The 26,832-nt window shown below is 37.3% G+C and carries 21 protein-coding genes; 4 read left to right on the top strand and 17 right to left on the bottom strand.

Features of this window, described 5'->3' with window-relative positions:
• Positions 1-34: 34 nt before the first annotated feature.
• The 7 genes from MHB48_RS03980 to MHB48_RS03950 all read right to left on the bottom strand — a co-directional run bounded on the left by MHB48_RS03980 (position 35) and on the right by MHB48_RS03950 (position 6,447).
• Positions 35-652: a hypothetical protein gene (locus MHB48_RS03980; RefSeq protein WP_342600262.1), complete on the bottom strand. Its 618-nt coding sequence runs from the start codon at positions 650-652 to the stop codon at positions 35-37.
• A 93-nt stretch (positions 653-745) separates the two neighbouring features.
• Positions 746-985 (bottom strand): hypothetical protein, encoded by a 240-nt coding sequence (locus MHB48_RS03975; protein ID WP_342600261.1) that lies wholly within the window; start codon positions 983-985, stop codon positions 746-748.
• A 209-nt stretch (positions 986-1,194) separates the two neighbouring features.
• Complete coding sequence (locus MHB48_RS03970) at positions 1,195-1,830, bottom strand: hypothetical protein (RefSeq protein ID WP_342600260.1); 636 nt, start codon at positions 1,828-1,830, stop codon at positions 1,195-1,197.
• A 376-nt stretch (positions 1,831-2,206) separates the two neighbouring features.
• Positions 2,207-2,386 (bottom strand): hypothetical protein, encoded by a 180-nt coding sequence (locus MHB48_RS03965; protein WP_342600259.1) that lies wholly within the window; start codon positions 2,384-2,386, stop codon positions 2,207-2,209.
• 5 nt (positions 2,387-2,391) lie between these two features.
• Entirely contained in the window at positions 2,392-3,306 is a 915-nt protein-coding gene (locus MHB48_RS03960) for an NAD(P)/FAD-dependent oxidoreductase (RefSeq protein ID WP_342600258.1), read from the bottom strand.
• A gap of 338 nt (positions 3,307-3,644) precedes the next feature.
• Complete coding sequence (locus MHB48_RS03955) at positions 3,645-4,835, bottom strand: M14 family zinc carboxypeptidase (protein ID WP_342600257.1); 1,191 nt, start codon at positions 4,833-4,835, stop codon at positions 3,645-3,647.
• A gap of 337 nt (positions 4,836-5,172) precedes the next feature.
• The gene (locus MHB48_RS03950) at positions 5,173-6,447 is read right to left on the bottom strand and encodes an L-serine ammonia-lyase, iron-sulfur-dependent, subunit alpha (protein ID WP_342600256.1); all 1,275 of its coding nucleotides are present in this window, start codon (positions 6,445-6,447) and stop codon (positions 5,173-5,175) included.
• Positions 6,448-7,254: 807 nt separating this feature from the next.
• Between MHB48_RS03950 and MHB48_RS03945 the strand changes: the two genes are divergently transcribed.
• Genes MHB48_RS03945 through MHB48_RS03935 form a run of 3 tightly spaced genes read left to right on the top strand, consistent with a single transcriptional unit; the run spans position 7,255 to position 11,512 of the window.
• Positions 7,255-9,486 carry an EAL domain-containing protein gene (locus MHB48_RS03945; protein WP_342600255.1) on the top strand — a complete coding sequence of 744 codons (2,232 nt, stop codon included), beginning with the start codon at positions 7,255-7,257 and terminating at the stop codon, positions 9,484-9,486.
• Between the two features lie 15 nt (positions 9,487-9,501).
• Entirely contained in the window at positions 9,502-11,136 is a 1,635-nt protein-coding gene (locus MHB48_RS03940; protein ID WP_342600254.1) for a thiamine pyrophosphate-binding protein, read from the top strand.
• A gap of 1 nt (position 11,137) precedes the next feature.
• Positions 11,138-11,512: a carboxymuconolactone decarboxylase family protein gene (locus MHB48_RS03935; RefSeq protein WP_342600253.1), complete on the top strand. Its 375-nt coding sequence runs from the start codon at positions 11,138-11,140 to the stop codon at positions 11,510-11,512.
• A 406-nt stretch (positions 11,513-11,918) separates the two neighbouring features.
• Here MHB48_RS03935 and MHB48_RS03930 read toward each other — a convergent pair whose 3' ends face one another.
• On the bottom strand, positions 11,919-13,283 hold the full coding sequence (locus tag MHB48_RS03930; protein ID WP_342600252.1) for a DUF2628 domain-containing protein: 1,365 nt from the start codon (positions 13,281-13,283) through the stop codon (positions 11,919-11,921).
• 497 nt (positions 13,284-13,780) lie between these two features.
• Positions 13,781-15,364 carry an NlpC/P60 family protein gene (locus MHB48_RS03925; RefSeq protein WP_342600251.1) on the bottom strand — a complete coding sequence of 528 codons (1,584 nt, stop codon included), beginning with the start codon at positions 15,362-15,364 and terminating at the stop codon, positions 13,781-13,783.
• A 381-nt stretch (positions 15,365-15,745) separates the two neighbouring features.
• On the opposite strand from MHB48_RS03925, the gene MHB48_RS03920 reads away from it, so the two are divergent.
• Positions 15,746-16,834 carry a DUF5050 domain-containing protein gene (locus tag MHB48_RS03920; RefSeq protein ID WP_342600250.1) on the top strand — a complete coding sequence of 363 codons (1,089 nt, stop codon included), beginning with the start codon at positions 15,746-15,748 and terminating at the stop codon, positions 16,832-16,834.
• A 400-nt stretch (positions 16,835-17,234) separates the two neighbouring features.
• Here the strand turns inward: MHB48_RS03920 and MHB48_RS03915 are convergent, their stop codons facing one another.
• From MHB48_RS03915 to MHB48_RS03880, 8 genes are all read right to left on the bottom strand, one after another.
• Positions 17,235-18,101, bottom strand: a complete 867-nt coding sequence (locus MHB48_RS03915; RefSeq protein ID WP_342600249.1) for a Gfo/Idh/MocA family oxidoreductase — start codon at positions 18,099-18,101, stop codon at positions 17,235-17,237.
• A complete protein-coding gene (locus MHB48_RS03910) occupies positions 18,098-19,420 on the bottom strand; it encodes a hypothetical protein (RefSeq protein WP_342600248.1) in 1,323 nt (440 codons plus the stop codon). The genes MHB48_RS03915 and MHB48_RS03910 overlap by 4 nt, the downstream gene beginning before the upstream one ends.
• Before the next feature lie 63 nt (positions 19,421-19,483).
• The gene (locus tag MHB48_RS03905) at positions 19,484-20,539 is read right to left on the bottom strand and encodes a dihydrodipicolinate synthase family protein (protein WP_342600247.1); all 1,056 of its coding nucleotides are present in this window, start codon (positions 20,537-20,539) and stop codon (positions 19,484-19,486) included.
• Positions 20,540-21,556, bottom strand: coding sequence for an NAD(P)-dependent oxidoreductase (locus MHB48_RS03900; protein WP_342600246.1), 1,017 nt, complete (start codon positions 21,554-21,556; stop codon positions 20,540-20,542).
• Between the two features lie 18 nt (positions 21,557-21,574).
• Positions 21,575-22,819 carry an Nramp family divalent metal transporter gene (locus MHB48_RS03895; protein WP_342600245.1) on the bottom strand — a complete coding sequence of 415 codons (1,245 nt, stop codon included), beginning with the start codon at positions 22,817-22,819 and terminating at the stop codon, positions 21,575-21,577.
• Positions 22,820-23,162: 343 nt separating this feature from the next.
• On the bottom strand, positions 23,163-24,785 hold the full coding sequence (locus MHB48_RS03890) for an extracellular solute-binding protein (RefSeq protein ID WP_342600244.1): 1,623 nt from the start codon (positions 24,783-24,785) through the stop codon (positions 23,163-23,165).
• Positions 24,786-24,850: 65 nt separating this feature from the next.
• Complete coding sequence (locus tag MHB48_RS03885) at positions 24,851-25,726, bottom strand: carbohydrate ABC transporter permease (RefSeq protein ID WP_342600243.1); 876 nt, start codon at positions 25,724-25,726, stop codon at positions 24,851-24,853.
• Between the two features lie 38 nt (positions 25,727-25,764).
• Positions 25,765-26,688, bottom strand: coding sequence for an ABC transporter permease subunit (locus MHB48_RS03880; RefSeq protein ID WP_342601295.1), 924 nt, complete (start codon positions 26,686-26,688; stop codon positions 25,765-25,767).
• Positions 26,689-26,832 lie beyond the last annotated feature (144 nt).

Genomic DNA, 26,832 nt, shown 5'->3' with positions numbered 1-26,832 from the left:
AAATTATGAACTGTTTCACCTATATCTTCACTTGCTATTGTAAACCCACATATTCTTCCTCAAAACACATATACCAGTATCCGGACTCATCTTCTTTGCAAATGGCTTCTCTTGTTTCATATAATCCTGCTGGTGTGAAATAATAGGCACAAACTCTTTCTATTGCAAGATCGGCATCATAGAAACGGTAGACCATTAATACATTGGACATTTGACTCCTATTCTTTTGAATGAGCAAGGCGTTTAGAACTTCTATTCTATCCATTGACGCGATGTATTGAATCCCGATGACGTTATGAGGAACAAAGCCTTCTTCGGTGTCAGAAAAGAGCTTTTCAATGGTTTCCTCATCTTTACCCCAGACAAATTCTCTTTCTAAATGAAGTGCAGGATACAAGAAATTCTCCATATCTTCTCTTTTGTCCCACTTCCACCACGATAAGTCCATAGGTCTTGAACGTCCTTTTAACTTATCAAACTTGGAATCTTCTACAAAAGCATCAAATCCAAGCATCTCACCTAGATTGGCGAAATAATCTATTTCTCTTTTCGTAAACATGGAACGATTATGTAAGGAAGACAAATTTAATCTCCGATAATTTCGTACATATCCATTAAAAAATTGCATGAGATTAAAATATTGTTTCTTCATTTGCTTTTTTCCTTCTCCCTTAAAATTAAATCTAAATAAATAAAACAAAAAAATAACCAGTCAAATCTAATGATTTAACTGAGACAACTCTATCTAGTTATTAAGTTTGGGGAACACAAAAGCATATCGATGAAATAAAACCCGGTCAGCTTTTTCCATATAAGCCTTTGTTTGTGTAGGGGAACAATAGATGGCTCCATTCGAGTCCTTTAGTTCTAAATTACCAGGCATTTCATAATCCATAACAATAACCATCACATTTCTTTTCGCTTTGAGTTTTTTAATCATATAGCCTGTATGAACTGTAACCCCCATAATCACATGTAATTTCAATACAAAGCGCCTCCTAAACTGTCACGTATTAACTGGTAAAAAAACTCTATTCTGTATATTTCTTTTTATTAAAATCGTAGCACAAAGAAATAAACAAGTAAATATCATATAGTTCAAATAACATAATAAAAAACTTTATATTTCCATTTTAACTACATTAGATATGTATTTATGTTTTTCCAACTCTTCTGCTGCATCTACCATCGTGACTAAACACCATCACTACCTTGTACTTCTTTCCGATAAATCTCTACCAAATCATCCAGTAGCTCTTGTTGAGTTGTTTTCAAATGCGGTAGGATATGGAAGTAGTCAATTCCATTACGATGCGGCTTCCCAAACATTGGAATACCAGCATCCTCTAGTTGTTTTGTCCATTCTTGTTTTCGCGCGCTTAATTGCTTCCAATTTGGATTACTATTAATCCCCCAACATTTGCAGATCCACGGGTGAGTTCTCAATTCTTCCATGGAAGGAATAGCATCGATAACCGGAACATCGCTTAATTTTGCTAATACCTCAAACAAATCAATTGGGTCTTGCTCTATCGTATTTCGCAAGGAAAACAGATAGTATAGATGAACACGTCCTTCCAATTTTTCGTTGCCATAGATACGTTCGACTAATTTTCGCTTCTGCTCCATCATCAAATCCACTTTCACTTCACCAAAAAGTACCTCTCCTACTCCTATCAGAGCTCCAGTCAAAAGTTCCGTTCTTCCGGGATTCAGAAAAAGAAAAGCTCCAAGCGATTTCGTACTCGACCCCCATTGCAAATAAGCAGACGTACGGAATACATACCCTCTCCGCTCCTCAAATTGACCAAAAGCCTTCACATTGTTCAAGTAAACCCCTCCTAAATGGTTGTCCTCTATTATATTTAATGTGGAAATCAAAGCCCTGTTTGAATTTCTTCATACTCACTTCATAAAAAACAAATATTAGCTATTTTTGCAGCCTATTTACTTAAAATGATAATATACCTATCTCTGAACCCGCAATTGCAATTGGCAATAAATTGATATTTCCTCCTCTTCGATAGACACAAAAATGCCCTAATTTGTGGAAAAATCACCACTCACCAATAACCTCAGTACACTCAGTATTTTAGGTTTGGAAAATGAAAGAATTGATACTTCCTATATATTCAAAAAGCAACCGAAGATACAATTTCGGTTGCTCTTTCACTTCTTTATAAGATGATCACTGACTATTTTTCTACTAATTATGCTGAGCTTTTAGCCATTCCATTGCAACATTTGCATGTAAAGCAGCACCATATTTAAAGATGTCTTCATTTTGATGCATGCGAGGATTGTGAACTGATGGTTCTCCCTCTTTACCTTTACCTAAAACAACAAATGCAGAAGGAACCGCTTGAGATATATGAGAGACAAGCACACTGATTAAACATGATTGTCACTCCCTAAAATCCCTTCATGTGTAAGTTCCACATTCACGGCCATAGCCACTGTCGCACCGCTTGCTGCCGCAATGATGATTTGTGATGGATAAATAGTTGCTGCTTCCCCGGCTACAAAAAAACCATGAATTTTCGTTTTTCCCGCTTCGTCGCACTTGTGGCCCCCTGTATCGTCCAGCTTCAAACCCATAGCTGTCCCTAGATCCGTTGCCTGTACCAATTCCGGTGTGACAAATCCCCCGGTTCTTTCGATGACAAGTCCGTCTTCCAACTCAACACTATGGAGCAGCCCGTCATTACCAGTAAGTAGTTTTACTGGACTAGTTTCCACCCGTACTTGCATGCTGTTCAACCGTTTGAACTGGCTTTTTGTCACTTTGTCCCCGTTTGTAAAGATAACCAAGTCCTTGGACCAATTCCGAAGAATCTCTGCCATATGGATCGTAAATTCCACAACCCCGAACAACGCAAGTGGCTGGTCTCTCAGTTCCCACGCATCACAATAAGGACAGTTGAATATGCTCTTGCCGTAATAATTCCGAAAGTTCGGCACGTTCGGAAACTTTTCAGTCACGCCTGTAGCCAACACAACCTTTCTTGTCTTCCATTCCATCCCTTTATCCGTCTTGATTGTGAAACCATCCGCTTCTTTAATGATCTCTATGACCTTGTCTTCCATTGTCTCAATCGTATTGTATTTTTTAAATTCTTGATGGGCCAATTCTCGAAATTCATTCGGTTTAACCCCATCCCTTGTAACGAAGCCATGTGCCTCATGAGTGACTTTATTGCGTGCGTCGTTGCTATCGACCATTACCACGGTTCGTCTGGCTCTTCCTAATACCAATGTCGCATTTAAACCTGCTGGTCCCCCTCCAATAATAGTGCAATCCTTCATTCTTGTTCCTCCGCTTTAAAAACGTCATGTAAATGTAGTCCGTTTTTTTACAAATATATTGATACTCTTACCTTTTTTTAACATATTCAAACGATAATTTTTTAGATGAAAGGGTAAAAGAGTACATTTCCTACCATAGAAGAGCTGTCGATGATACAATCTGAAGTTTACTTTGAAAACACTTCTCCTTTATGCTCTGGATCTATAAACTCATCAAAATAAAGTTCAATATTAGAAAGACCTCCTACACTTTATTAATTCAAGTGTAAGAGGTCTTATTTGTTAGTATTAATCTAAAAATGTAAGTATCGATTAGAATTGATTCTGATACCGGGACATCAAGAAGGTCTATTAGATGTCAGTGGAATCTTCTCATAATCTTCCGGATTCAATGTTTCAACAGAACCATCTGCAACTCCTTGGATAATTGCTTCGAGTCCACGTTCAACCGATTTAACAAGTTGTCCTTTTTCCTTATGCCCCATCATTTGTGTCTGTCCTTTCACCTCAAAAAGCACCGTTCCACTTCCATTCAGTGCATAACTTCCAAGTGCCGTGCCTGGAAGATCAAGACCTTGAGAATAAAGAGAAATATTTGTAAACTTTGAGTTTCCATACGATTGAAGTTCGTTATAAGCTGCAACGTTCAATTGTCTTGAAAAATCATAGTTATAGTCATCAGCATATTGGGCATATTTCGCTCCTTCAGGCGTGTTCGGGTTTGGAACAAACTGTGCAGATAACGAAAGGGTTACTTCATCCGACGTGCCATCCACATAATACATGCCTTGATGATGTAGATCTACGAAAACATCTACGTTTCCATATTCTGCTTTTAATTCTTTGTATACGTCACGAGAAGTTTGCGATTCAGGTGTGATAAACCAACCAGGCTTATTGGATGCTCCTGGGAAATCTTGTGCCGTTGGGACATAGTTGAGATTTGGATTGAAATCTCTATTTACGTCGAAACCTGGATTTTCACCGTAGTTATAACTTTGACTGATTCCTCGGTCTAAATAGTTCCAAGAAGGTTTAGCACTCGCCAGTTGTGGGAAATCCTCCACCACTTCAGCCCATGTCATACTATTGCGACGTTTATCTCCTTCGGATGCATCTGGATTCATCATTGGCATAAATACAAGGGTCACTTCTTCCCGTATTTTTTTCGCTTCTTTTGAATTTGTGGAAAGGTTATTTAATAGATTTAAAATGGCGACCGTACCAGTTTTTTCGTTTCCATGAATTTCACTTTGAATAAGAATAACCTTGTCTCCCGTCCCAACTTTTACCGTATAAATATCCAAACCTTTGTGTGATTGCCCAGCGACCTCTACCTGTACAACCCCATTACTTGATTTTTCGATCTGTTTAAGACTCTTTTGCAGCTCACTGTGACTGATAAAACCAGAGATCGAGTACGGATGATGATGCATTTCTTGATTTACAGGATCAGCCGCATAAGCAGGGAAAGCCAAGCTTGTACATAATCCTAAAATTCCAATTGTACTAACTATTTTCTTCTTCACTACCCATCCACTCCTTCTTATTCTTAGATTCGTTAACAGAATAACAAAGGAAAAATTAATAGTAAATGTATTTTGAATATTTGATTAATTAGTAATGTAAACAAAACATTTGGAACGAAATATATCTATCTTTAGTGACACGAAGGACTAATTATTTCGGCTAGCGAAGTTAGTGAGTTTATAGGACAAATCCACTACTACAAAAAGATTTACTACTGAAATACCGAAAGTAAAGAAGATTATAGTAAGTGAATTTCAGCATATTATCAGAAACGATTAGAATCTAACACAGAGAAGTATTTTCTAATTTTCTCTTCCGCCCTATTTCTTCACTACTTTACTTCTCCATCATTAATTTTAAAATCAATTCATCTGTTTGCCTTGTACCTTCGTTGCCTAATGTACAGAAAGCATCAATCGTTTTCTCTACATCCCCATGTATAAAGCCATCTGTAGACTGAATCTCTTGGTGATTTAAAGCAAGCAAAGCAGACTGAACGGCAACATTAGAACAAGTGGAAACCTTCATAGCACATCCCGCTTTTGCTCCGTCGCAAATCATTCCCGATACATTCCCAATAGTATTTTGTATAGCCCCTTTGACTTGTTGAAGTGACCCATCCAGCAAATGGACGATACCTGCACTTGCTCCCATTCCAGCAACAGTCACCCCACATAATGCGGATAGACGGCCAAATTTAGATTTGATATGGATGGTAACTAAGTGACTAAGTGCTACTGCTCGAATCATTTTTTCTTCTGAAACTTGGAGTTTCTCCGCTACACCGACGACGGGAAGCGTTACGGCAATCCCTTGATTTCCACTTCCAGAGTTCGCCATAACAGGCAGTGTCGAGCCCGCCATTCGAGCGTCCGAGCCAGCAGCTGCAAGAGACATAGCGACAGTAGCTAAATCATCTGATAATATGCCTTTTTGAACATTTTGCTGAATGGTTTTTCCAACATTAAGTCCGTAATCACCTGAAAGTCCCTCTAGAGCAATTACTTTGTTCAATTCAATACTCTGTTTGACCAGTGCCAAGTTCTTCAGATCGGTTTGAATAACCCACTCATAAATTTCATCAATCGATAATTTGTCTAGTTCTTCTCCTGCTGATGCGACCCCTAGATTCTCACAGCCACCTCGAGAAATTGCTTTGCCATCCACTTCAATTAAAGAGATGTTGCTATGATTATCCGAGATAATTACTCTAGCATTCTGCTGATCTGTTTGAACAATGACTTCAATGAATAACCGCTTCGGACTATCCGATTGGCTAGCCTTCACTTTCCCTTCATCTATGAGCTTAAAGGCTAAACGTTCATCTTCCTTCGTAAGCCCCTCTAACAATTCCAGCTTTCTATCCGGGTTGCCAGCAACTACCCCAATCGCTGCAGAGAAATCCAGACCTTTACCCGACATCCCAGGAATTCCAACGGATTTAGCATTCTTAATAATATTGCCACTAGCCTTCACCATTACTTCTTGAATTTCCCCGTTCACATGCTTCTTTGCAGTAGCAGCTGCCAACGCGATAGCAACCGGTTCCGTGCATCCAAGTGCCACGACTAATTCCTTTTCTAAAATCATTGAAATTTTATTCTCTTCCATTTGCTACATCCCCTTTTAAATAACAGTGAAAATTTAATTTTCTCCTAACTTAATCATAATTGCAAACTTGTTTAAAGAATACATTCTTTTTTCCAATTAACGTTCCAATCAATGCGTCTTCTACAACTTTTCTAGCACTCTCAAAATCTTTTAAATACACATACACCTCACTTAGAGAGAAAATTATATATATATTATTAGGATCTAATTCAAAAGCTCTAGAATTTCTACCTAGTAACTACCAGAATTTTCTAAAAAATAGAGAAGATGATTGATTTATTCAATGAGAAGATTATTTGGACCCTTTGCAATACCTACGATCCTCATCCAAATGTATGAAGGGTAAATGTGGATATCAATTACGAATAGATACTCGTTCGAAAGTGCTTTTCAATCTTCTCCGCTCTTGTCGGATTCGTTTAGAATTGTTTCTATAGTATTAATAATAATGAAGGCAGCCGAAGATTCGATTTCGGCTGCTTTTTCCTTTTATAGAACATGTATACTAGATAATATTTAATGGTGGATTGTAGTCTATTGTAAAAATAGTGTAGAATTGTCCCTAACAACGGGACGAGTCTTTAATACCAAAGCTGTCAGGGGAACAGGAGAACCATCCCCCTTCCACCTTCCATTGAATGGAACGATGTTTTGCGGTAAAGTAGGTTCATTGGGAATTCTTTCTACTAGTTATTATGTGAGATTTAACCTTAGCAGAAACGGATTCTTTTTTTCACTACTTCACAAAAAATAACAACTCTTTTAGGCTAGGGTATATATTTTATATAAAGGTTTTAGGAGGAGAACATGAATACGAGGGAACCATACTACATTACAGAATCTAAGAGAATGTGCATAGAGGCCGGGATGGATCCGAATGAGGTATCAAGACCAAAGAATTTTTTAAACGAAGTGGAGTTTGAAAAGAAGAGAAAATCATATAGCGAAATATTGTCAGTTGTTAGTTTTTTCTCGAATAAGCTACTGGATTCCTTAAAAGGCACCCCGATACTCGTTGTTGTTTCGGATGCAACCGGTTTCCTTCTTGGAATTGAAGGAGACGAAACCATAAAGTCTACCATCGAACAATTCGGAATCAGACCTGCCAGCCTATTCATCCAAGAAGATACAGGCACGAATGTTATTAGTCTATCATTGCAACAAAAGCACCCAATTAGTCTTATTGGCGAACAACATTATCATACGTTTCTTCATGGCATTGCTTGTTACGGGACCGCATTTCACTATACCGATGACAATAACTTGCTTGGCAGTGTATGCCTCATGATGCCCATCCAGTTTCAGAATGCACTTTTCTTAACGATGCTAACCCAGGCGGTTGACTCAATCGAAAGAGAATTATTATTAAGAAAACAAAATAAGAAGCTTAATATTATGAATCAGATTATGTTAAGCAGAACAAGAAATGGAATTGTTATTACAGACGAGAAAGGAATCACTACCGAGTTTAATAGCTTTGCACAAAAAATTTCGAATAACAGTAGAGATTCGGTTGTGGGAAGAAATATTCGTGAATCATATCTAACGGGAGAGTATTTTAAAGAAGTACTGGAACAAGAAAGAATATTTAATAATGAAGAAATAAAATTTAAAGATGACGCTGGTAACCTCATCGTCTGCCTGTTCGATGCACAGCCAATTTATGAAGAAGACAAAATGATAGGTGCCTTTGGTCAGTTTAGGGACATTTCAGATCGTTACATACTGCAGGAGAAGTATAACTACTTAGCCTATCATGATGATTTAACAAATCTACCAAACAGACGATATATTAATAAGGAAATAGAATCCATTATCAAGGACCTAAATGCAGGTCATCATAGGACTTTAGCCCTTTTATACATAGACCTAGATCGTTTTAAAATCATTAATGATAACTTTAATCATTCTTACGGAGATAAACTCCTTATCGAGGTAAGCAAGCGTTTATGTGGATGTCTTGGGGAAAAGGATATACTTGCTCGAATGGGTGGCGATGAATTTATTTTCATACTGAAAGATTTTGTTGATCTGGATTATGTCACGAAAAAAGCTGAAGAGATACTCCAACTGGTGCGACAACCTTTTCATGTCAGCGGGAAAGAATTACATACGACAGCGAGTATCGGGGTTGCTATTTATCCCGACTACCCAATTACAATGGAACAGCTCATGGTCTACGCTGATAATGCGATGTACCAGGCAAAATCGCAAGGGAAAAATCGCTATGTTGTTCATACCTCTGAATTATTAGATGCAATGATGGATGAATACATGCTTGAGGTCGATTTAAGAAGAGCACTGGAGAAAAATGAGTTTGTTCTCCATTATCAGCCCCAAATTAATAACGATACCGGTAAATTGGTTGGATTTGAAGCGTTAATTCGCTGGCAGCATCCTACGTTAGGTCAAATACCTCCAGGAAAATTTATAAAGCTGGCAGAAGAAAACGGATTGATCACCCAAATTGGAGAGTGGGTCATCGATGAGGCCTGTTCTCAAAACAAAAAATGGCAAGATGCTGGAATGATACCGGTAAAAATGTCCGTTAATCTATCGACGCAACAATTCCTTACTGGAAATCTCATCCCATTTATGGAAGAGGTGTTGGAACGTACAGCGATCGATCCGGCATATGTTGTCGTGGAGATCACTGAATATATGGCGATGGAGTACGAATACTCCATTCACGTATTGGAACAGCTAAAAGCACTCGGTATTGGTATCAGTATTGATGATTTCGGGACAGGCTATAGCTCGCTAAATTATTTAAAAAATTTTCCGATTGATTATATTAAGATCGACAGATCCTTCGTTAGTGGATTAATGAACAATGAGGAGGATGCCATTATTGTAAAAGCAATTATCACGTTAGCACACAACCTACATAAGGAGGTGATTGCAGAAGGTGTGGAAACAAAGGAACAGCTTGATTTTCTGAAAAATCACCAGTGTGATATCTCACAGGGTTATTTCTTTAGCAAACCACTTCCCGCGGACGAAATAGAGAAGATTTATTTAGAACAACATAGAGCATAGGGGGAGGATGACAGCATGAAAACGACTTCATCCGTATTAGTAGCGAATTTTAAACATTGGGGAATTCATCATATTTTTGGGATTCCTGGTAAGGCAATATCTCCTATATTATTCGAAATATTGCACCATGATATGGAATTTGTATTAAGTAAACACGAAGCAGCAGCAGGGTTTGAAGCTTCCGGCTATGCCTTAATGACTCAAAAAATAGGGGTCGCAGTTGGTACGTCTGGACCTGGTGGGACTAACCTGATTACAGCTGCTGGCCAGGCGAAAGCCTCTAATCTACCACTATTAATCATCACAGGCCACCCTTCGATGAAAGATACTGGAAAAGCAATGGGACAAGACTCTAGCCTATTTGGTGCTGATCTTGTAGATATGTTTAAATCTGTCACCAAGTTTAGTGCACGGGTAGAACGAGGTGATATGCTACAGCCGTTCCTGCAGCATGCCCTTGAAAAAGCGTTATCAGGTGTAAAAGGACCTGTACATCTGTCCATCCCGTTTGATATTTTGTTAGAACAGATTGAACCATTCCAACTGGAGTTACCTGTGTCCCACGATATGATTTCGCCTAAAACAGGGGAAGTAATCGATAAACTGAATGTGGCCAAACGTCCCCTTTTATTCCTAGGAAAAGGCGTTCATTCAAGTCAGGCCTACGAAGAAGTACAGCATCTTGCGGAGCATTGGAGTATTCCTGTCATCACCACACCAGGAGGAAAAGGGGCATTTCCTTCCAATCATACGCTTTCATTGGGAGCATTCGGATTGGGTGGTACCGCCGAAGCGACAGAATTCTTACATGAAAAGGTTGACCTACTCCTTGTCATCGGTTCAAAACTAAGTGATATGTCAATCGCCGGATTATCTGAAGCGATGTACCCGGAGCACATCATTCACTTCGATTATGACCCAACCTTTATTGGGAAATCGATCCCAGTACCAACTACTCCAGTACTTGGCGATATAAAAGCGAATCTGACAGCTATTTTAAAGGATATACCGAAAACCGATAGCGAAGCATTTTTAATGCCAATCGAGTCAATCCCACTTCATGATAATAATCCAGGAGAGCGAATGTCTGCCGTCCAAGTATTACGGGCGATGCGTTACGCGCTTCCAGATGACGCGATTATTTTTGGAGATGATGGGAGCCACTCTTTTTACGGTATCAAATACTTTGACATTTACAGGCCTGGGTCTTTCTTCTTTGATGATATATTCGGTGCGATGGGCAACGGAATTGGCTATTCCATAGGTGCAAAACTAGCAGCCCCTAAAGAAACAATTGTATGCTTAGTTGGGGATGGATGTATGTTCATGCACGGTACGGAACTTTCAACGGCGTACAATTATAACTCCCCTGTCCTATTCATCGTTTTGAATAATGGACGATTGGACATGGTGGAAAAAGGGATGCAAAAAATGATTGGCACGTCTATCGGTGGGATTTATGAGACTCCGCTCAATGTAGCCCGATTTGCCGAATCTATGGGACTGGAAGCATACACCTGTTATAACCCTTATGATTTAACTGATAGTATAAAAGAAGCATTACATAAGATTGAAGAAACAAACAAACCAATCGTGATTGAAGCATTAGTGGATGAAAACGAAATACCACCAACTATGGGGAGGCAATAATATGGAAAATAACAAGCGATACGAGTCTGGTTTACGTGCAATGGAAGAATTTTTTTCTAAAGAAGTACGAGCTGGCATGGAAGAAATAAAAAAAATTTCACCTGACTTATGGGAGATGATTGTATCCTTTGGCTTTGGAGATCTCTACTCTAGAAATACTCTTTCCCACGTACAACGGGAAATCATCACACTCACAGCACTTATCACACAGGGAGCTTTCGATCAGCTTAAAGTTCACTTACAGGCCGCTCTAAACGTTGGGCTCTCAAAAGAAGAAATTATCGAAATCATCATCCACTGTGTCGGATACGTTGGGTTTCCAAAAGCTGTTCAGGCAATGGGAATAGCAGGGGAGATTTTTAAGGAAACAGAATAAACACAGGGGTAAAGCTGGAGGTAAGAAAAGTGCAAGTGCACTTTAAGTACAACATGTCTTTCGCCAATTCCAGCGTGCTTTGGACGAAACATTGGCTGTACTATTACCATGGGATTTTTAGAGGAGCTGGTTGTGACCACGTCACATCCAGCTTCTCTATTTTCGGTAATCTTATGGCGAATGTTTGTCCGTCGCCCTCTTGAAATATGAATAGACATAGTGCATTTGCTTAGGATAATGAAAGATAAAATCCTACCTTAATCTTTTAAAGGCGTCCGAAGATACCATTTCGGACGCCCTTCACATCTTTATTAATACCAAGTGATAATTGGTTTTCTGAATTATTATCGGATGTTTCATTAGATACATTAGTATCATTTTCTGTAACTCCATCATTTTGCGCTTCCTAATGATTAGTAACTTTCAAGTAACTATCTAAAGTGTAATAATCCTCGTTAGTAAATACTTCATATGCATTTAGCTTTTCGATGGCTCCGTTGAATGTATCCACATATTCCAATCCATCAGGAGTGAATTGGTACATATCCGTTCCTGTTATACGAGCACCCGTTTCATAAAACAACTCCATCCAACCATCTAAATTAATATCATACAAATATAAAATAGGTGGATTTTCGGCACTAACAGGAACTGAAAATATTTCACCCGTATCAAATTCAACTTTTATCTCTACATTTTCATTCATGTAGTTGCTACTTTCTTCTGGTCCCCCATTAAAAGAAACTATTTCTAGGGTTCCATCATTATTTAAGTCAATTTCATCCGTAATAATAAAATCAAACATACTAGGTGCATGTAAGGTTTTATATGTAGGTTCATTAGATAAACTATCGACATTATTTTGAACCGATATATCTTCATCTAAGTAGCTTACAGACACCACTTCCGTGTCAAAAAACTTCCACTTTCCTTTTTGGGGTCTAAGTGTATGGATGAAAACTGATTCATTATTACGAAAATCTTCTCCGTCTACTAGAGTTGTTGTTTGAGTTACGCGTACTTTAACTTCATTTTGGGAAATTGATAAAAATTCATAATCACTAATTTCATATGCCAAATCAAATCTTTCAAATATACCTCTTACCATTTGTACTGTTTCTTCATAAATAGTTTGGTCATCATCTATATACACCATAGCCATATAGTCATCAAAATGCTCATTTTGGAGAGCCTGTATATTGTCTTCAAGAACTTCTATAACATCGAATTCAATATCATAAGCTACTTCAGACTCTACCGTATCGTTAATAGAAGGAACAAAGGAAAAAATGCTCATTGCTAATAAAATGTAAATTGAGAATAACCCAACTGATGCAAAAAAACCTTTCCAGCTTGGCCCCCCTCTCAATTGAATTTCGTCGTGTAATAATTCAGGATTAGTTGGTTTACTCTCCATTATTTTACGAATTCTTTTGATTGCATATAATCGATATGTATTATTACCTGTAATTCCGAAAGTGACTCCAACAGCTAATCCTAAATAACTATTGAGTACGGTATCGTCTATCCCCAGTATTGTAACAATTAGGTCAATTACTAAATATATTCCCAAAATCAAGAGAATTGGATTGTACATTTTCCGATAACCAAGCCAAAATAATGAAAAGAAAAATGCCGCCCAGTTCCAAGAATTCAATCCTTTTGACCATTTTCGTATGTAATAGTTTTGCTTTTTTTCTCCAATAAATAATCCCAGTAAATGATTATTTATATCTGATCGATTTCTATTCCTTCTACTATTATAAATCAATTCCCTGTCCACTTTTTGTTCAGTAATCTCTTTGCCACAAGCTGAACAAAATTTTGCTGCTTCATTTATTTTAGAACGACATGAAGTACAGAACAGTTACATTCCTCCTATTTTAAATACTTTCATTCCTTCCTAATGATATGCATTACCATTTTCATTATTCCTTATTTAGCCTTTCTGAATTAGGCGGCGTATATTTATATGTATTATTTAAACCCATGAAAAAAAGCTCTAAGCTCAATTCAATTTCAACTAAATCCACTAAAAAACACTCTCCCCCGAACACTATTCCGGTACGCATCACAAAAAGCCGTATATCACGATTTTTTTAATCGAATATACGGCTTATTTTATTTTGTACTACATATTGCCTGGATTGTTTTTGACTAAGGTATTTAGCGATCTAAAGTCGCCAGGTTTTGATAGATTTCAAGATTCGGTAGAACTACCAAATATTTTTTTAGTTTCTAACACAGGGACGCATTTTAAGAGACGCATTACTCAAGGTACCTTCTAGCACCAGAATAATTTCTTTTAAAGTTTCCTGCATCAATAGCTTCAATTTTCACTTTGGATGATGCATGTGGTGCATGAAGCATTTTACCAGAGCCGATATATAAACCGACGTGATATACTTTTCCTTTTCCTCCATTACCGGCAAAAAACACTAAATCCCCCGGTTGTAAATTCTTTTTGGCTACTGGTGTGCCTTTTGTAGCTTGATAGAAAGAATCTCGCGGAATGAGAATTCCATGAGCTTTGTATACAGCGTAAATAATACCTGAACAGTCATATCCAAGTGCTGAAGTACCTGCCCATAGATAAGGAAGACCTAAGAATCTCTTTGCCTCATACACTATTTCGGCTTGGGTTGGTTTTGGTACATCCTTATAACTTTTAACTGTTTTTGCATCTTCTTTTTTCAACAGTTTTACACCATTTCCAGGTGTCTGGATATGTAGCCATTCTCCCTCTTCTTTTAGTACTGGGAGGATTGTAGAAAAGCTAATGTCCATAAACTTCTTCTTATTTACTAGATTGTGGAGGGTTGCTAATTTGGATGTTACGATAGCAATCGAACAATCCGTATAATCAGTCGATGATTTTGTTACATGGGATTTGGGTACCCAGCCTGGATAACCTGCTTTTTGATACGGTACAAATTGATCCTTTACAGCTATTTGGTACCAATTTCCACTACTTTTTAGAACAGTTACTTCATCCCCATATAAAGCTTGCGTATCTATTTTTCCCACAAGCCACCATTTTTGAGTCAAATTCATATCTTTAGTCCATTTTGGTATATCTACTGGGTTGGTAAGGGATGGTCTATCTACAGTTCGGTGCGTGTTCGGCTTATTCCAAAGAGAAGTTACTTGGACATTTACTTTATATGTTTTTGTTTCGCTTGGCTTTTCGCATGACACTGGTGTCTGTCCTTGCTCTAGAACAGGATTGGATGTGCTAACATCCTTTCTGAATGTGGGATTTAATATCCGAGCAAGTAATACGACAAAATCGGATTTGGTAATAAAAGCAGTTGGTTTATATATATTATTTGGATATACACTTATTATTTTATTAGCTACGAGTACTTGGATTGATTCGAATGCCCAATAAGTAGTTGGTACATCTTTGAAAAGTTCATCTGTTGTACCAGTAAGGTTAAATGCATTGACAAGAATGGCCGCCATCTGTCCTCTAGTCAATTTATCATTAGGTTTAAACTCCCAGTTTTCATTACCACTCATGATTTTCTCATCAACTATTGCAGCGATAAGTGGAAACTTTTCATCTTCTGGTTTGATATCAGCAAAAGTAGGAACTGGTCGATTTTCTAGATCTAAATTAAGTGCTTGTACGAGGATTTCTACTGCTTGAATTCGTGTAATTCCCTCATTTATCCCAAAATTAACTTCAGGGTTCGCTTTAAGAATTCCTTTTTCTATTAGATAATCGAACTCAGCTTTTGAAGAGTATTTGTCGGTGACATCTTGAAATATGGATTCAGCCAATGCTTTACTATTTGGGACAGCGACCAATACTAATACAATAAAAATTGCTAATAACTTTTTGTACATGTAAACCTCCTTCAGTTTTTCACATTGAATTATATATACGAGTTATGCAGGTAGGATATACCCACTTATGGTTAATAAGTAACGGAATAATTTGGAGTGTGAAGTGACTGCGTCGAGGTCACTTAAAAAGTCCATATAAATAAAAATAGTGTTGGCTATCTCGATAATATAGAGAAAGCCAACACTATTTTCTAGTAATTTAGAGTTCTGGTATTCGCTTTCCACGGGGTAACGCCGCCGAGCTAAATGCTTTTATATGAAGAAAAACCCATGCCAAATATGTCGGTATTTGTGGAACGAAACTACGTATATGCGGTCTATATTTCACCATACAATATAACTATTGTAGTAAAAAATACTCAGTAGGAATGGGGATTATTTATGTCATTTAAAAAGAAACGAATCATCGGGTGGATAGTTTTAACGTCTATGCTTTTATTGCCAAGCCAATCACTGGCTGCTGGAAAAGCAATTTATGTTCCACTTTCTTATGAAAACGGAGCTGCACCTGGAATTTATCAAGTAGTACCGAATACAAAGAAAGCTACTTTGATCATTAAAGATAATACTCATAAGCTAGTAGAAATAGAAAAACCCGTAGTCAAATTAGACGTAAATGAAGATAATAGACATTTTAAACTAGGTGAAGTCACCACATCAAAACAAGTATTAGAAGAGTACTATCCGGATTATACACAGTTCTCTGATCCTCTTGAAATTGGAAAAGAACTACTGTTTCAGAAGTACTTAGGGGAAACTACACATTCAGGTGGCTGTGGAGGTGCTGTCTCCGCTTTCACTTTACTTTATAAAAAAGCTGCTAACGGAAAAGAGACACTACTAACTAAGGATACTCTAGCAAATGCTACTGGGGATGCAGTACAGGTTAAGGAAAACACTATCTATTATACGAAAGTAAATAAAGACTTTTTAGAAAATTACACCCTATATAAAATGGATGCTAATGGTAAAAATAAAGTAGAAATAGCTAAGTCTATAGATGATTATATTCTTTCAGATACCAATGAAATTTATTACTTAAAGGACAATAAATTCTATAAAATGGACCTCAACGGAAAGAAATCGACACAATTAAAATCGATTAAAGACGATATACAAGGTATGCTCCCTTGTGGACCTGCAAATTACAAGTTCACCGATTCAGGTATATACTTTGAAAACGCTGACTACCAAACATCCGTCTATGACTTTGCAACTGGAAAAATGGTTGAAGTAAAAGATAAAACTTTCTATTATATTGAAGATCACTCTAAAACCCTAAATCAATTTGCTATATTAAATTATGACTGGGAAACATATACCACAACTGGAGCTTCTATAATAGACAAGAATGGTACAACTATAAAAGATATCAAACTTCCTGCAGACGCGAAAAAAGTCAAGGTTGATATCAACACCGGTATAGTTAGCTACTTTGTAAAGACTGCCTATTTTGAAGAGAAATATTGAATACATGTCGGCCAGGGAATATTTTCTGGCCGGCTTATTAATAAAAAATTATACTTTGGCAAAAGAGCTCCGTAAGCCCGAATTATAAAAAATATGCCCACTATTCCGGTACGTATCACAAAAAGCCGTATATCACGATTTTATTAATCGAATATACGGCTTCTTTCGTTTATTTACTACAAGCTGCCTAGATCGGTTTTGACCAGGGCATATATGCAACTAAAATTCCTAGGTTTTGATGAATGCCGTGAGTCGTAGGTCCGTCAAAATTTTCTGCAGGTATTTGTAGAAATCAACCGCTGTTACTTTTGGCTGTTTCCTTTTTTCTCTCCCACTTTTTCCCCACTTTGGGGCAAAAAGATAGGCCGCTAGAAGTGATTGAATCACCTCTAACGGCTCACTACTCATTACTTAATAGATTGATCTTTTCAATCAAACCAACGATTTTCTCGGTCTCTTCTATCCCTACCGGAGATAATCCAGTTTCAAAAAACTGAACGACTTGCTCGATTAAACCAGCATAATAAGGTTTATCTTCTTCCCACAAGCGTAGGGATTGAACACTTGCCTTAGAATGAAGGATTGCTCCAAAACGATTATGCCACTCGTTTTCTCCTCGAATGATTACATGTTTTCCACTAGCAAATGTCATATGAATTTGTTCACAATCCGTATATTTCTCTATTTTCATTTTTTCAACTTCAGTACCAAAGATTGTGACAACCATTTCAAGTAAGTGAATTCCATACCAAAAGTATCCTGAGATTTGTTCTTGACGAGGGGTCGGTCCGAAAAAGTAGCCACTCTGTATATCTGGGTTATTCGCAACGGATGCAACAGATTCTGAATATCTTAAAGATGAGGAACTCATGACCGGTGTGTTATGTTCACTACTTAAACGGATCAATTCTTGCATTTCCCTGCTACTCATGACAACTGGTTTATCGATGAAAATTGGTTTACTATAGCTCACTATTTTCTTAAACCAATCTAGATGATTTCTTCCATCTACTGTCCCAATGATTACAGCATCGACAGCAGCCATAAGCTCTTCAACGTCTTCAACTGGAATAACTCCATATTTATTGGTGACTATTTCATAGTAATTAGTGAAACGTTCTCGGCTAATAGGTAAATCCTCTGAATATGTTGGGATAGCATGTGTTATTTCAGCCCCTGTAACATGATAAGAATCCTCCGAATCATTTAATAATCTCGTGAAAATTTCACTATGTGACGTATCCAAACCGATTAAACCTATTTTCATATGCTATTCTCCTCACTATTTAGTAGAGTGAAAACTTGCCGTGGCCTGCCTCTTCTAGATATTTTCTCTGTCCCAATCACCTCGATTAAAGAAGCATCTAACCAAGATTGAACAATTCTATGCGCACTCCTTGGTGTAATTCCAAGTACCGAAGCTAGCTCATGGGCCGTAAATTCATTTTTCTTTTTTCTTCCAATTAGTGCCATCGTCTTTTCTATGTTCGCTGCATTCATACCAACTGCCTCTGATTGTTGTATTAATAGCTGATCTGTCACCGCAAGTGGGTATTTCATAGGTGCAGTTATATCAATTGGTCCAAATACACTTCTATCCTCATTAACGATATAGCAGCCAGCCCCTCCATTTTCTTGCGCTTGAATAAGTGCTACTCTCGCATGGGAACCTGCTTCTAATGCAGAAAATCCAAAGCCTACCCCAATTGATAAAGTTACTCCTAATTTTTTCTTTAACTCATCTACCATCGGCAATACTTTATAACCTTCTGTAACCCTTTCAAATATTCCACGGTTTGTGACAAACAAGTATTCAGTACTACTCAATGCGGTCAAATAACCGCTCATTTGCTCAGCAAAATGGAGGAGAAATCGATATGTAGTATGATTTCTTTTTTGAATTTGCTGCTCTGTCATAAAATCAGTGGCTAGCGTAGTTGAATTTTCTATAAAGATTCTTCCTATTATAATTTGCATTTCTTTTTGTTTTCGTTGATTAGTTCCTAATAACATTCGTTCTATCGCAACAATAATATCTTCTTCTGAAGGCTTCAGCCATTCATTCACTATATTATTCCTTGTCAATAATTCACTTACTAATTTTAAACTTGTAATTACAACTGAGTTAGAATTTATTGCCACATTCTCCACATGAAAGTTTACTATATCATCCACATTTTCAAACGAAACTAAATCATTGTAGTTGTCGTAACTAAACGTTTCTTCTAAATTTTTTTTTGCAATTTCAATATAATCATTTTGAATTCCATCAATGCTTAGATGTGTGAAATTCATTTTACTTTTCATTTTATATAGTGCCTGGTATAAGCCTGCTCCTTTTAACGGTATATAAAATGAAGGAACTTCCATTGGCACTTCTTCTTTAGCGACCAAGTATGGAATTCTTCCCGAATAAAATAAACAATCCACTTTATCCTTAAGTTCCACAGTGAATTCTTTTGCTTTATCCATATCATCAGACAAACGAAATATCGGTTGAATGGTAGGAAAAAGATTAAAACAGCGGACAAGCGTGTCATAAATCCATCGTGGTCCAATCACTCCTACCTTTATATGAGTTTTCAAACCAATCTTCCTTTCCAGCACGAAAAGACACATGACTGCTAATGTGTCTTTTCCTACTACTTATTATTCTTTATCACGACGAAGAAAATCCTGTACAAATGCATCATCATTTAACTGTGGATAGGTTGCATAAACACGATTGATTTCCTCTGCTTGACCTGGACTTAATACTTCATGATCAGTTAAACACCAATTCCCCTGCAGTAGCCCTTGTCTAGTTAGTACTTCATTAATCCCAGCAATACTTCCCTTGAAGGCATTTTTAGAATCAAAGAATGCAGAATTTGCATCTGTTACATTTTGAGCAATGGAAAACCAACGATTATCTAGTTCGTTATGAAGTCGAGCCTGTTTTATTTTTTCAAAAAGGTTTACGGCCTCGTGCGTCCATACCGACCAATGACCTAAAAGACCACCCACTATGCTTTTACTTTCCATTTGGCCATCCACTTCAAATTCGTATGTTGTAAATAAATCCAAAACAATATTATCGTCATTTCCAGTGTAGAGTGCAATTTCATCTCTTCTTGGAGAGGCACAAACAGCTCGAATTACATCCAATGTTAAATAACGATCAAAAGGCGCCATTTTAATACCTACTACGTTTTGGATACTGGCAAATTCCTCCCAAAATTCGTAGCTAAAAATTCGTCCTCCAACAGCTGGCTGTAAATAAAACCCAAATACCGGTAATTCCTCCGCAACAACTTTCGTCCGTTCAATAAGTTCCTTTTCTGAATAATCATGTAACCCACCGTTACTTAAAAGCACCAGATCATAGCCTAGTCTTTTAGCTATTTTCGTTTCTTCTAATGCTTGTTCGGTACCTCCGCAGACACCTGCTATTTTGATGAACGGACGCTGTAACTGTGCTTTTTCAACTTCCTCCATCGCCAAACGTAAAACAATTTCGTACAGATTAAACGCTGGGTCTCTTATTTCAAATTGAGTTGTATGAACGCCAACTGCAATCCCGCCTACTCCAGCCTCTATATAGTATCTAGTCAATCTTCTTTGGGAATATTCATCCAATTGTTTATCACTTGTCAATGCTAAAGGATGAGCTGGGATAAAGGCTCCTTCATGTAGATGTTTCTCTAGTTCTTGCGATAAAGTCATTTAGAATTGCCCCTTCCTTTCCTGAAAGTGAGTTGGTTTATTGATCGTTTCTCCATCATTTGCTACCCAGTCTGCTGTCCATTCAATCATTTCACGTATGGAGACACGCGGATATCCAAATAGCTTATGTGATTTACTAGCATTATTTAGTAATGCATTTTCCTTTTCTATCCCTTCAAATACCGGAGTTTTCCCTAGCAATTTTCCGAACTCATTTGCAAGCCATCGAACTGGTAACGTTTCTGGTCCCGTTACATTTAGAATGGCTGGAGGTGAGCTAGCGATTAATAACGACCTAATTGCATATTCGTTCGCATCTCCCTGCCAAATTACATTTACATGACCCATGGATAAATCTAATGGAATCTCGTTATATACTGAACGAGCAATTTCAAGTAATACACCATATCTCATATCGATCGCATAATTTAACCTGAAAACAGTTAATGGCGTGTTATCTTTATGAGAGAAATAAGTAAACACTCGTTCTCTTCCAAGGGAGGATTGACCATACTCTCCAACTGGAGCGACCTCATGCTTTTCATCACATCCACCTAATGTCAAAGGCACTAATGGATATACATTCCCCGTTGAGAAAGCCACAATGTTGGAGCCTTTAAAGTGCTCTGCAACTCTACCAGGAAGATATGTATTCATTGCCCAGGTGAAGTGTTCATTGCCAGTTGTACCGAATTTATTCCCTGCCATATAAATGATATTTTTCTCTTTCGGAAGAAGTTTCAATTGTTCATCGTTTAGCAAATCTGTGGAAATTGTTTCGATTCCTGCTTTTTCTAAATCCTCTTGTAATGTTCCATTTGAAAAGCGGGATACCCCTATCACTTTCTTATCTAACCCTGCTTTATCAATAGCTCGTTTTGCCATTATCCCTAAAGTAGGTCCCATTTTACCACCAATGCCTAATATCAAAATATTCCCTTCTATTTTTCGCATATCCTCTACTAGTGCATCAGATGGCTCGGTCATTAAATTCTCTAATTCTTCAACTGTTTTCAAATAAATTCCTCCTATCTCTTATGAGAAAAAGATATTTTTTATATTATTGAATGCTAAATAAATTAAAACGAGTAATCCGATAACCCCTAGGACATTACTTAATAGTTTGTTTTTAAGCTCACCCATAATGTTTTTATCATTAGCTACTACTAAAATAGCAATAGCGATAAAAGGCACAACAAATATTGTAATGGCTTGTGCAAAAATAATTAGATTCAATGGAGCAGAACCAAATACAATCCCAATGATGGAACCGAAGAGCATCACTAAAATAATGAGTAGTTTCACTTTTATATTTGATAGGCTGCTTCCTAGCCCTAGACCATCAGCTAGCAAAGATCCGCCAATCGTGGCATTCCCCATTAGTGAAGAAAAGGACGCCCCGAACAGGCCGAGCATAAAGACAAAAGTAGACCAGCTACCGAAAAGTGGTTCTAAAGCTAAGCCCATTTCAGTTGCATCATTCACAACAAGTCCCTGAGGCTTTAGAATAGTTGCAGCTGTGATCATTATTAAAAAAGAAATAAAACCCAGAAGAAAGATTCCTAAAAATGATTCCTTTCGACCACTTGCAGCATCCGTGATTTTCCAGCCCTTCTCTTTAACTAAATAAGATTGATATAAGGCACCTACGATGGAAAAGCTTGTAGCAAAAAGAGCTATGATTAACCCCATACTGCCCTCAGGCAATACTGGTATAAATCCTTTAAAAATATCTATTATTGATGGTTGAACTACAATCACAGTGATTAGAAATGCTAGTAGCATAATCACTACTAAAACAAGCATTATTTTTTCAAGAACTTGATAAAATTGTTTTGCAAACAACAATCCGATTGAAATGAGTGTAAAGATGATAATCCAAATTGTTGGATCCATATTCGTAACTGTAGAGATAGCGATCCCAGTCCCAATTGCATTGCCAGCCTGAAATGATGCGGTAACCAAAAATGCACCAACACCTATTAATACCCCTGCCGACAACCCCCACTTTTTCTTAATCGTTTGGATGAAACTGTGCTTAGCAGTTAAACCAATTCGAGTACTCATTTCTGTATATACCATCATCAAAATAATGGCTAAAATAATGGCCCATACTAATTGGGTACCATATATTGCTCCAATTTTAGAAGAAAGCGTAACACTTCCTGGACCTAAAACTAATGCAGAAGTGATTAAAGCAGGTCCAAGATAATTAAAAATATTTTTCTTTTTTATGCCCTCACTACCCTTTGCTGAAACTGTTTTCCCTTCGACATCCAAACTAATTCCTCCCATTACTAATTATTCTGAATAATCTATGATTATATTAACTTACTGATCGAATTAATGACATGTCTTTAATATGTCTTTAATTTGGTTGGAGGAATTCTATTTTATGTTTCATGCAAGACTATATTTCATTTAGAAATGTCTTCACAATCATCGACCGTGGAAGGCGGCGACTCCAGCGGGATAAGCTAGAAAGTCGAGACCTCGCAGCAAAGCGAGGACGCTCGGCCTCGCCCGCGGAAAGCGTCCGCCTGTAACGTAAATCAGCGGTATCATTTAACAAAGCCTATTTTGAAAATGGCCCATTCGCATGAGCGAATAGGCCATCTACTTATTACTTCCATTCTCTTTCTGTGTAACCTTTTGCTTTGATTCCTTCATTTGTTTCTTTAATAATCGCTTCGCCGCCTTTTGCCAAGTATTCCTCAACAAGCGCATCCCAATCAGATACTGGTCTTTGGCCTGCGATCATTTTAGATTGTTCGTTTATTAGGAATTGCATTAAGTCTGTGCCTTTTTCTTGATTTGTCGGTGACAAAACCCCATGAGATGGGTCAATATACATTTGGTTGGATTCAAACATTTCCTGTAGGGTAACCGTCATTTCCTTCAACTCTGGTAAAGTGTAGCTATCAGCATAGTTAATCGCTGCATCCTCTGGAACCTGTTCTCTGTTATCCAAGAAATAGGTTGATGGTGAAAGTCCTTCAGAAGAGAATGTTGGAACTTGGACAGGCAATCCATTTTCCATATTATAACCAGTTCCTTCTTTACCTAAATAAAAATCAAAATCTGCATTTTGAGGATTTTTTTTCTCAGCCGGAAAGTATGTTTTTCCGAAATCCACTAACTCTAATGCACGATATATTTTTCCTTCATCTTCCGCAAGTTTAGCATTTAAAGCAAGAATCCCTGAGTTACCTGAACCCATTGTGAATCCTTTAGATTTATCTGGCGCTTCAAATGGTGGAATTGCTACAAGCTCTGCATCCGGATTAATGGATAATAATCCTTCAAAGTATTCCTGAGACATTCCAGAGACACCACCTACAAAAATTCCTGCTTTGCCAGAATAAAATTCATTATTTGTACTTGCCCAATCTAAAACCGCAAAATCCTTTGTCATAGCGCCTTCTTTATAAAGATTAGCAAAAAATTGAATCAAATCTTTTCTTCCATTAGAAATGATACCAGGGATAAAATCACCGTTATCATTTTGGTGATACCATGCGTTGAAGTCCCAATAAGTTCCCATATTAAAGCTTGGATTGATATTTTCTCCAATAGCTACACCATACGTATCGGCCTTACCATTACCATCTGGATCTTCTTTAGTGAATGCAATGGCAATTTCCTCAAGCTCTTCGTAATTCGTTGGAACTTCTAACCCTAGTTTGTCTAGCCAATCCTTCCGAATAATCGGTGTTAAAGGAAATGGTTGAGAATAACGCGGAATCCCGTATATTTTTCCATTTACTTTAAAAGAATTGTAAATATAGTCTGGAATTTTCCCTAATGTTGCGTAATGTGATAGATAATCATCTAATGGTAAGAACGCTCCATCTTCAGCCCACTGATAAAAACGGGTATCACCAGCTTGGAAACCAACTAAATCTGGCATTGAACCTGAAGCTACAATGGCAGACGATTTTTCCACATAGTCACCCTGTGGTATGATCTCTGGTTTATAATCTACGTTAAAGCGCTCATTTATCATATCAAGACCAGGACTGCTTAACGGAGGTGGATCACCAAAACGGAATGTCATCCCCGTGATTGTATATTTCTCACTATGATCAAATGGATATATCTCTTTATCTGGAGCTTTTTCAGTTTCTCCTGCTGTTTCATTTTCTTTATTGGTCTCTTTTTCACCTGTCTTTTCATCCGTACAAGCTACCAACATAAAACTGAGGAAAAGAAGCAGAAAGCTAATTATTAAGTGCTTATTTTTCACAATGACCCCTCCATTTATCTTTTTGTAAGGCTTCGTTAAACAGTAGTACAGACCATTTTTAATTACTAACCTTTTACAGATCCAAGCATCACTCCTTTTGCAAAATGTTTTTGTAAGAATGGATAAACAATAAGTATTGGTAAGGTTGCCAACAAAATAGCTGCCATTTGAACCGTTTCTGGAGGAGGTAATGCCTCAACCATTGCCGCATGACCACCTAGCGCTGCATTTGGTTCATTAACAATTACAATTTGTCGTAAAATAACCTGTATTGGCCACTTTGCAGGGTCGTTCAAGTAAAGTACTCCTGAGAAGTAGCTATTCCAATGACCCACTGCATAAAACAGACCAAATGCTGCCAAAGCAGGCTTAGATAACGGTAAAATAATTTTAGAAAAAATTTGAATATCATTGGCTCCATCAATAACCGCAGCCTCTGTTAGTTCCTCAGGAATCCCTTTAAAAAATTGAGTCATGATGATTAAGTTAAAAGGACTGATTGCTACAGGTATTATCAAAGCCCATAACGAATTCAACAAACCAGTTTCTTTTACAATAATATAAGTTGGAATCATTCCAGCAGAAAATAGTAAAGTGAATAATACTAAAAACAGGATTAAGCGTTGCCCAATAATATTTCTTGTTAATGAATAGGCCATTGTTGAAGTGAAAACTAGATTAACAAATGTTCCTACCACAGTGACATAAACTGTAACCCATAAGGAACGGATAAACTGATCAGACCCTAAAATATACGTATAAGCGTCTGTCACCCAATCCTTTGGCCATAAAAGGAAATCACTATTAAGTACATCACTTATACTTGAAAATGAAACGGAAAAAATGTATAAAAAGGGAAATAGCATCGTTACGGTTATTAATAACAAAAGTATGTTATTAACAATTTCCATTACCCTTTCGCCACCAGAAGATTTAAACATAACCTTACCCCCTTAAGTAAATCCTGTAAGATGGTGTTTTAATATAAACCATCTTCTCCAAACTTTTTCGCAAGTCTATTGGCAAGAACAACAAGTATTAAACCAATAATTCCTTTAAACAGCCCTACAGCTGTGGCGAAACTGAAATTAGCCTGCTGAATCCCCTTAAAATACACATAAGTATCCAAGACGTTTCCCGTTTCCATATTGAAAGGATTCAACATGAGAAAGATTTGCTCAAAACCACTATCCATGACATTACCTAAACGGAGTATCAATAAGATGACAATCGTACTCTTAAGTGCTGGTAAAGTGATATGCCACATCTGTCTCAAACGACTAGCTCCGTCTATTACAGCCGCTTCATACAAATGCGGACTAATCCCAGACAATGCCGCTAAGAAAAGAATAGTACCCCATCCTGATTCCTTCCAGATAACCTGGAGAATGACTATAGGCTTGAACATAGAAGGATCTGTTAAAAATGGGATCGGATTGACTTCCAAAAAATTCACTAGAAAACTATTTATTAAACCTTCACTTCTAAGAAAAATAACAGTTATCCCAACAACGACTACCCAGGATAAGAAATGTGGTAAATACACAATAGATTGAAGAAATCTCTTGTATACCTGGTTTCTAATTTCATTCAGCATTAAGGCAAGTACTATGGAAATTGGAAAAGCAAAAAAGATTTGTAACAATGAAATTTGTAGCGTATTCCAAATAACTTGAATAACTTCCGCATCTTCAAAGATCAATTTAAAGTATTTTAACCCTACCCACGGACTATCAGCAAACCCACGAAATGGGCTATAATCCTTAAATGCTAGAAGAATTCCGGCCATTGGTATATAGCGATATATAAGGAAATATAGAATTCCAGGTAAGATTAGTAGTAGTAAATAGCGATCTCGCCATAATTTCTTTTTTAATGAATTCTTTTTTCTTTTAGTCGGGATATTATTTGATACCGCTAATGTTGAATCCAGCGTATCATTTTTTTTGTTTTTAGTTTCAATAACCAATTTCCCCTTTCCCAAGTACTTGTTACTCTATTAAACTCTTTTCAATACATGTATATTACATGTATTTAATAATAATTT

Origin of the sequence: Psychrobacillus sp. FSL H8-0483 (assembly GCF_038637725.1) — a bacterium.
Classification (GTDB): Bacteria; Bacillota; Bacilli; order Bacillales_A; family Planococcaceae; genus Psychrobacillus.
The sequence above is the reverse complement of the archived record's forward strand: the minus strand, read 5'-3'. Positions and strand labels throughout refer to the sequence as shown.

Coding starts and splice junctions, on each gene's coding strand:
- MHB48_RS03980 (WP_342600262.1), bottom strand. CDS start 652: ATGAAGAAACAATATTTTAATCTCATGCAATTTTTTAATGGATATGTA.
- MHB48_RS03960 (WP_342600258.1), bottom strand. CDS start 3,306: ATGAAGGATTGCACTATTATTGGAGGGGGACCAGCAGGTTTAAATGCG.
- MHB48_RS03950 (WP_342600256.1), bottom strand. CDS start 6,447: ATGGAAGAGAATAAAATTTCAATGATTTTAGAAAAGGAATTAGTCGTG.
- MHB48_RS03945 (WP_342600255.1), top strand. CDS start 7,255: ATGAATACGAGGGAACCATACTACATTACAGAATCTAAGAGAATGTGC.
- MHB48_RS03940 (WP_342600254.1), top strand. CDS start 9,502: ATGAAAACGACTTCATCCGTATTAGTAGCGAATTTTAAACATTGGGGA.
- MHB48_RS03935 (WP_342600253.1), top strand. CDS start 11,138: ATGGAAAATAACAAGCGATACGAGTCTGGTTTACGTGCAATGGAAGAA.
- MHB48_RS03925 (WP_342600251.1), bottom strand. CDS start 15,364: ATGTACAAAAAGTTATTAGCAATTTTTATTGTATTAGTATTGGTCGCT.
- MHB48_RS03920 (WP_342600250.1), top strand. CDS start 15,746: ATGTCATTTAAAAAGAAACGAATCATCGGGTGGATAGTTTTAACGTCT.
- MHB48_RS03915 (WP_342600249.1), bottom strand. CDS start 18,101: ATGAAAATAGGTTTAATCGGTTTGGATACGTCACATAGTGAAATTTTC.
- MHB48_RS03905 (WP_342600247.1), bottom strand. CDS start 20,539: ATGACTTTATCGCAAGAACTAGAGAAACATCTACATGAAGGAGCCTTT.
- MHB48_RS03885 (WP_342600243.1), bottom strand. CDS start 25,726: ATGTTTAAATCTTCTGGTGGCGAAAGGGTAATGGAAATTGTTAATAAC.